General features: G+C 24.4%; 8 protein-coding genes. 4 read left to right on the top strand and 4 right to left on the bottom strand.

Annotated elements, in window-relative coordinates; all coding sequences use genetic code 11:
• Positions 1 to 874: site-specific integrase (locus N4A35_06660; protein MCT4581083.1), on the top strand; the 874-nt coding region annotated here is incomplete at its 5' end.
• A 1-nt stretch (position 875) separates the two neighbouring features.
• On the opposite strand, the gene N4A35_06655 is transcribed toward N4A35_06660, so the two are convergent.
• From N4A35_06655 to N4A35_06645, 3 genes are read right to left on the bottom strand one after another with little or no spacing between them, the layout of a single operon-like run.
• Positions 876 to 1,316: a hypothetical protein gene (locus N4A35_06655; GenBank protein MCT4581082.1), complete on the bottom strand. Its 441-nt coding sequence runs from the start codon at positions 1,314 to 1,316 to the stop codon at positions 876 to 878.
• On the bottom strand, positions 1,294 to 1,719 hold the full coding sequence (locus tag N4A35_06650; GenBank protein MCT4581081.1) for a helix-turn-helix transcriptional regulator: 426 nt from the start codon (positions 1,717 to 1,719) through the stop codon (positions 1,294 to 1,296). The genes N4A35_06655 and N4A35_06650 overlap by 23 nt, the downstream gene beginning before the upstream one ends.
• A gap of 18 nt (positions 1,720 to 1,737) precedes the next feature.
• Positions 1,738 to 2,232, bottom strand: a complete 495-nt coding sequence (locus N4A35_06645) for a hypothetical protein (protein ID MCT4581080.1) — start codon at positions 2,230 to 2,232, stop codon at positions 1,738 to 1,740.
• 196 nt (positions 2,233 to 2,428) lie between these two features.
• On the opposite strand from N4A35_06645, the gene N4A35_06640 reads away from it, so the two are divergent.
• From N4A35_06640 to N4A35_06630, 3 genes are all read left to right on the top strand, one after another.
• Positions 2,429 to 3,160, top strand: a complete 732-nt coding sequence (locus N4A35_06640) for a hypothetical protein (protein ID MCT4581079.1) — start codon at positions 2,429 to 2,431, stop codon at positions 3,158 to 3,160.
• A gap of 224 nt (positions 3,161 to 3,384) precedes the next feature.
• Positions 3,385 to 4,275, top strand: coding sequence for a hypothetical protein (locus tag N4A35_06635; protein ID MCT4581078.1), 891 nt, complete (start codon positions 3,385 to 3,387; stop codon positions 4,273 to 4,275).
• Between the two features lie 127 nt (positions 4,276 to 4,402).
• Entirely contained in the window at positions 4,403 to 5,275 is an 873-nt protein-coding gene (locus N4A35_06630) for a hypothetical protein (protein ID MCT4581077.1), read from the top strand.
• Between the two features lie 236 nt (positions 5,276 to 5,511).
• Here the strand turns inward: N4A35_06630 and N4A35_06625 are convergent, their stop codons facing one another.
• Positions 5,512 to 7,392, bottom strand: coding sequence for a KAP family NTPase (locus tag N4A35_06625; GenBank protein MCT4581076.1), 1,881 nt, complete (start codon positions 7,390 to 7,392; stop codon positions 5,512 to 5,514).
• Between the last annotated feature and the right edge of the window lie 167 nt (positions 7,393 to 7,559).

Here is a 7,559-nt window from a genome sequence, read left to right as displayed (position 1 = left end):
TAAAGACACCTTTATAAAGTTTTGCAGAGAAGAAATAGGGAGAAGAAATGATTTAGGTAATGCAACAATTCATCATCAATTAAATAAATTGGATACTATCCAGGAATGGGCAGGAGGAGATTTTAGTTTTGATAAATTAACTTTGTCTTTCATAGAAGATTTTGATTACTATTTATCAAATGAAAGAAAGTTGAAGCAAAATACTAAATCTAAATATCATGCATTAATTAAGAGTTATATAAGAAGAGCTATAAACAACAAATTAATGACTTCTGATAATAATCCTTATAATGCTTTTAAAATACGTACAGAAGAATCCAAAAGAGAGTTTTTAACAGAAGCTGAATTAAAGGAATTTGAAAATGTTGATTTAAAAGGTAAAGAGCATTTACAACCTATACTCGATAAGTTTTTGTTTAGTTGTTATACAGGATTACGGTTTTCTGATTATCAAAATTTAGAAATATCTAATTTTGATTTTGTTTCAGAAAATGAAGTTTATTTATCTTTTAAAATGATAAAGGTTAACACATCTATTAACAATATGCCTTTGCACAATTTATTTGGAGGAAAGTCTATACCATTAATTTTAAAATATATTAATGAAGAGTGTGAAAACAATAAGTTATTCCCTATTCATACAGAAGGATATTTTAATAGAGCAATAAAAACAATAAGCAGCTTAGCAAAAGTGCATAAAAAAATGAGTTCTCATATAGGTAGGCACACTTTTGGTTCTTTATTAGCTTCAAAAACTAATGATCCTATGCTTATTAAAACTTTAATGGGGCATAAGAAAATAGATACTTCAATGATTTATATTAAATTGAGTAATAAAGGGGTAGAAGATAAGTTGAGTAAAATTAATTGGTAATTTATTCTTTATCGTTTACTAACTTAAATGAATCAAGTGGAACAATCGGCAATATTGCTTGATGCAAAAAAGTACCTTTAAAGTCAGAAAACATCATTCCTCTTGTAGTAGAATATGATATTGAATTCAATGTTGTAAGATGATTTTCAGGTAAATTTAATTCCTTATCTAAAAAATCATTTATTTGAGGAATTTTAAAGACACAATTAGATTTATATTTTCCAATTAAATTTTCTTTATCCGATGAGTGAAAAACTGTTATTTCAGTAATTACATATATAATTTCAGAATCTTGGTTTAATTGATGTTGAATATCTAAAGAGAAGCTGAAATCATTAAAATTAGGTAAAGCTTTCTGAGGTGCTTTTATATAAGACTCTAATACCTCAATATTGGCTAACTTATATTTGAGACTTCTTTTAGTCTGTTGTTCCTGTTGCATGATAATGAACTATTCTTTTGTTGTTATTGTTGTTTTCTATAAGGTGTCCAGGTGAATATTGTCTCCTTTTATAGCCTATAAATATATTTGTATTAGAAATAATATTAGACTCATTAGTAACAACCTTAGTTTGATTGTCTATTTTAACCAATTCAATTCCTAAAGCTTCTTCAATTTCAAATAAAGTGTCAATTGTAAAATTGTGAGTTCCAGATAACCATTTTGTAATGACAGAAGGATTTTTTTGACCAGTTGCTTTCATTAAATCTACTTTTTTAAATCCTTTTTTTGCCATTCCTTCAGAAATTTTAGAAGCTAATAACATTTTCTTTTTAACTTTTTCTGATCTAGAACTAGGAATATCTTTCAATAATTTACCAATTATTGAATCTTTACTTTTCATTTTATTTTTCATTTCATTTCATTCTATAGTTAAACATCCTTCAAAATCATAATAGTCTTCAGTAAAACATAGTAGACCATCTCTTCTATACTCTTCTATTTTATTAGATAATTCTCTTAATAAATAATTTTCTTTTGTTAATATTTCTGACTCTTGTAATGCTCTTATGCTTTTGGGTTTAGGCCCACCTCCTCCAACTACTATTAGGTTTTTTCCATATCTTATGCAATAAAGCCTTAAGTTAGAATTAGGGTTATCATACAAAGCACAAACGAAGTCTCCAGGAAAGCCTTCTTTTGTTTTGAAAAATTGTTCTCTCGCTCCTGTAACAGTTCCAATAGTTTTTAGTCTTATTAATATATCTTCAATTTCAAATTTAAAATTATCAATGTTTTGTTCTATAAAGTTTGTAAATAAACAGATTTCCTCTTCATTTTTATTTATTGTGTTAACCAAGTAAATCGAAGCCTCATCACCACTAAGCTCCTTACTCTTTGTTAAATTATACTGCATTTAGATGTGATGTGTTACAAATTTATAAACTTTACTTATAAGTGAAGTTTTTTTTCTTAAAAAGTTTTGTTAAAAATAGCGAAAATATCAATGAAATAGGCTGGAATAAGTGTTTAACATTATTACATAGGTGTAAATACCTATTTTAAAAAACAATCCTAAAACCTACTTTTGCAGCTATTTACAAGATGCATAAATGATTCTATTTTTAATTAAAATATTAATTGTTCCAGTTGGGTATTATTCTGTTTTATTTTATTTGAGGGAAAATAAATACAGCAAGTATGTTTTGTTTAAAAATGATGTAAATGAGTCTTTTTTTAGATTGATTCTTAGAGAAAAAAAACAAGATAAAAATGCTGAACCATCTAAATCTGGACCAGCTGAAATAAATCCGATTAAAACGGAAAAAGAAATTAATAAAGAAAAAGGTGATTTGTTTGAAAAACAGATTGTAGAACTTTTAAATATTAAAAAAGATACCAGGTTAGAGTTTTTAGAATGGAGAGGTGATAAGTACCATGAGGGAGCTTATCCAAACTCTAACAAAGCACCTGACCTTCATATATCGTATACAGATAATGACACTAAAGAGTGTACTGAAACTTTAATAGAATGCAAGTACAGGTCAAGATTTAAAAACGGTAAACTGGATTTAAATAAATATATAATAGATTCAAAAACTAAAGAAACTATAGTCTTTCATAAAATTAAAGAATATAAAGATTATGCTGATAAAATAGGGGTTAGTGCTTTTTTATTTCTTGGTGTAGGAGATTGCCCTAGTAAAACAAAAGATATTTATCTCATACCTATGAATGTATTAGATGATAGAGGTTTTGTTTATGAGAATCACATAAGTAAATACAAACGAGATTATCCTCATCATAAAATGAAATTTAATAGATCTGATAAAAAATATTTTTAATTATGGACTTCAACGATTACAAAACTAGTGTGCAAACAAGTATCTATGAAAAAGTAAACAGCCCATTATATGCTACTTTCATAATCTCATGGGTAGTTTCTAACTGGAAGTTTTTTACAATTCTATTATTTGTTAGTGAAGAAGTACTTCAACAAAATAAGTTAGAATATATTTTAGATTCCAATAATGGAATATTTAGTTGCTGGTCTGCATTATACTTGCCTTTGATTTCAACTGGAACAATTATTATTGTGTTGCCGCTATTCGGAAATGCAGCATTTTGGTTAACGAGAAAATATAAAAGATGGAGAATAAATCAGAAACATATAATAGAAAAGACACAAACAATTGATAATGATAGGTTTTTTAATTTATTAAATGATTATAAAAAATTAAAAGTTAGTGTATCTGCGACAATAAAAGAAGAAGAATCTAAGCGTGAATTGTTGGAATCTGAGATTTTTGAAAGGCAAGAGAGGGTAAAAGTTCTTGAAGATAGAAAAACAGAATTAAGTAAACGGCTGAATGAGTCAAATGAAAAATTAAAAAGGAAAGAAGAAACTATTGGAGATTTGAAGTTAAATGTTTCTAACTTAGTTAAAAAGAATAAAGAACTTACTAATATAAATGAACAAAAAGTTAATACTTTAGAATATGAAAACACTCAGCTAAAAGAAAAGTTAAAACAAACAGAAAAAAAATTAGAGGAACTTATTGTTTTAAGAGAAAGGACAAAATTAGATAATTTAAATATTATTGATAACTCGAAATTTTCTAGAGCAAAAGTTTTGAATCAAATAACAGTATTTGAAGTGTATTTTGATAAAGTAATAGAGGCTAATACTTACTTTGAACTAGATAAAGGCCTTAAGAGATTAAATTTAACGTATAATGAATTATTAACTGTAATTGATTCTATTTATAATGACTTAAGAACTTTTGAAAAAGAGCAAATTACCTTATTTAAAAACCTTTACAATACTTTTTCTAAAAAGGCTAATCATTTCAAAATTAATAAAGATGCTAATGAACAAATAAAGTTTACTGAAGAAGACAAAGACCTAATAAAAAGACTTAAGGAAACAGCTAATTCAATTTCTCTGTTTTTTATCTAGCATAAGGATATAATTTTTATTTAATGAATATTATTAGAGTTTTCAGTATAAAAAGAGTTTATGTTGTAAAATAAACTATAATAGAAGTAAAAATAAACCTTACATATACCATTTAATTGTTTAATCTATGGAATCTATAATTACTTTTAACTTTGAATTATCTTTCACAGATATAATCTCAAGTGTATTAACTTTTTTAGCCATAGTTGTTACTATTTGGATTCATTTTAATACACGTAAAAATGATAAGTTGATACTTAAAAATGAAAAACATAGCCAAGCTTTAATGTATAAAAATATATTTCTATCATCATTAGAAAATGCAATCAAAGATATAGGGATATTATCAGGTAATTTATTAGGATATAGTAATAATATAAAAAAAGGTTATACTAATAACCTTGAAATAAAAGCAAATGAATTCATTAAGTTAATAAATGAAATAAGCATAATAAAATTAATAGAGTCTTATGGGGTGTTAATAGATGATAAAATACAAAATGAGTTAAACAATATAATATTTGATATACATAAGGATTTGACATTAATAATAGAAGAAGAACGATTCTTGTTAAGTAATTTGCATTCTTTTCAAGATAAATCAAATGAGTTTATAAAGATTATTAGTCAAACATTAATTGATATTTTAGACCAAGTTAAATTAATTTCTCTTGATGATTCTATAGATGAAACAATAAAAATTAAATATTTAAACTTATTGTTAACATATGATAATTTAGATAAAGAAGTTGAAGTTTATAATAGTGTAATCATTGATGAATTTATTAATCCTTTACTGGATTTAAGTATAAAGACAAATTTGGATGACTCTAAATCAATATTATTGGATTGTGAAAAGTTTGAAAGAAATATCAAATTATTGGTGAAACTTACTGAATTAAATAGTACATATTTTTATGATCTGTTTGAAAAATATGAAATTGCTAGGTTTAATTTAAAAATTAATATGATGATTTTAGGAAGATTACCTATAAATTAAATATTTATAATAACTTGCTCTAACATATACTCTAAGTATTTACCTTTAGTAAATGGATGAATAGAGGTAATTTCTTCTTTTTCTAGTTTAACAACTATATAATAATCATGAAGAGTATAGAAAACATATTTGCAATTATCCAATTGCTTGCTAGAGAAAAACTCTCCATGGCTCCATAAATATTCTGCTTTTTGTTTCAAATCAAGTTTAATCTAATTGTAAATATTCATATTAAATTAGTTGTCATTCTTAATTAATACATCTATTGAAGCTTGAATACTCTTGGTTAATTCATCTAATAATGAATTATCTATCGTTTTTTCATTTCTAGATTCAGGTTCGTTTATTTTAATAATTAACTCTTTTAAATATTCGTTTTCAGTTAATTTATCAAATGTAAAAGAGTCAATATTTTTGTATCTGTTTTTAAAGTAATGTATAAGATGAACTATATTATTTCTATCATAGTTCATAATAACTTTATATATCTCATCAAGGTTAAAATTTTGCCAAAATGGAGTGTCTTTATAGTTCTTATAGCTTTCGTCTAGTTGATTTCTAAAGTTATATACGTCATCTTTTAAATAATTAAATAACTGTTTTAATTGATAATCATTTCCACTATCAAAAATCTCATCATTCAACTTTTTGCAATACGTAAATAATTCATTGTATAAGGTGAAATCTGTATCCAAAAAATTATTTCTAATTTTCTTTGAGCGATTGAATGAATTGTTATATGTACTTTTTTTAGATGATTTTTTAGCACCATTTTTAAGTTTAGACAATAAACTATTAAGGTCTAATTCTAGTAAATTATCAAACCTTAAAACAAGTAATAAAAGTTCAGGATAACGATTTAATTTTATATCACCTTTATATGCTGTTTCAAGTAATTCATTTAAATTGTTTTTATAATCTTGATCAGATAAACTTAAGCATAAAGGGTATGATAGCTCAATAAATAAAATTTCATTTTTATCAATAATCCCGTTATAAATATTTAATTCTAACTTTATTTCATTAATAACTTTTAAAATATCTAAATGACTTTGTCCAGAAACATAATTAAATATTGAGTTATAAAAATTACTTTTTTCCTTTAGTTTATATTTTTTCCAAAAAATAAATTCAAATTTCTCCTTTTCCTTGAGGTCTATAATTTTATTACTACTTAAATTAGTATATGAATCTGTATATAGATTTTTAATAACATCAAAATTGGTAATATTAATATTTCCAATTTTATAATCAAATGAAATCTCTAAAGTGAATTTTAATATAGATAATATTATGTGATTTTTAGTTTTATCATTGAGTTTTTCATTTGCCAAATTTATTACTAGGGATGAATATATATTTCTATACTTCTCTAATGCAAATTTTAAACTTCTTAAATTGTAGTTATTTAGTTTTAAATAATTAAGAATTAAGCTAGAATTTATATCAAGAAACTTAAGGTACTCCTTTTCATCTTTGTAAATATCATTAATTATATTATTTAAAACTTGATTATAGTTTGGAGTGTATTGTAAGTTAATGCCAATCACTTTATCTTTAAATAAAGAAGCAAGTTCGATGTGTTCTTCACTCGTTATAATAATTACTTTTATGCCATAGTTTTCAACTAGTGTATTAACATATCCAAAAAAAGATTTTTGGGATAAAGCTTCATCCATTCTATCTAAATCATCAAAGCATATGACTAATTCCTCTAGGTTTTGCACTTCTGCTTTTGCATTAGTAGAAATATCATTTAAGTCAGTATCGTTTAATTTTATAATATTCTTAATAAATAACTTTCCTAAGCCAAACCCAATTTTCAGTTTTTTATTTTTTAGTATTGGATAGATTTCTAGAAAAATGCTATCATTAATGCTTTCTATAGTTGATTGTCCAAATAATGATATGTAAATAGGTTTGTAATTTACTGCTGCATTTTGTGGTAGATTTATATTTTGTATTTCAGGTGAAAGAATTTCTTTATAAAAATATGTTTTTCCTATACCATGTTTACCATTTATTAAAATAGAATAATCTGTTTTACAGTCTAAATATTCTTTTATTATTTCTGTGATTTGAATATTGCCTTGTTTTATTTGGGGAGATTTTTTCATCTTATCCAGTTTTATTTAAATATTTCTAGCTTGACTTAATAATACTAAGAGCTTAATTCTTTATAGAAAATTTAGTATATCTTACAACTCACCTAAACTTTTAAGCCCTTCAATAGCTAATATTACTATAACCAGTATTAAATCTAAAAACAATCCATTTCAAAAAA

The sequence above is a fragment of the Flavobacteriales bacterium genome (genome assembly GCA_025210295.1).
Classification (GTDB): Bacteria; Bacteroidota; Bacteroidia; order Flavobacteriales_D; family Parvicellaceae; genus S010-51.
Note: the sequence above shows the minus strand (reverse complement) of the source record. Positions and strands in the feature narration are given on the sequence as shown.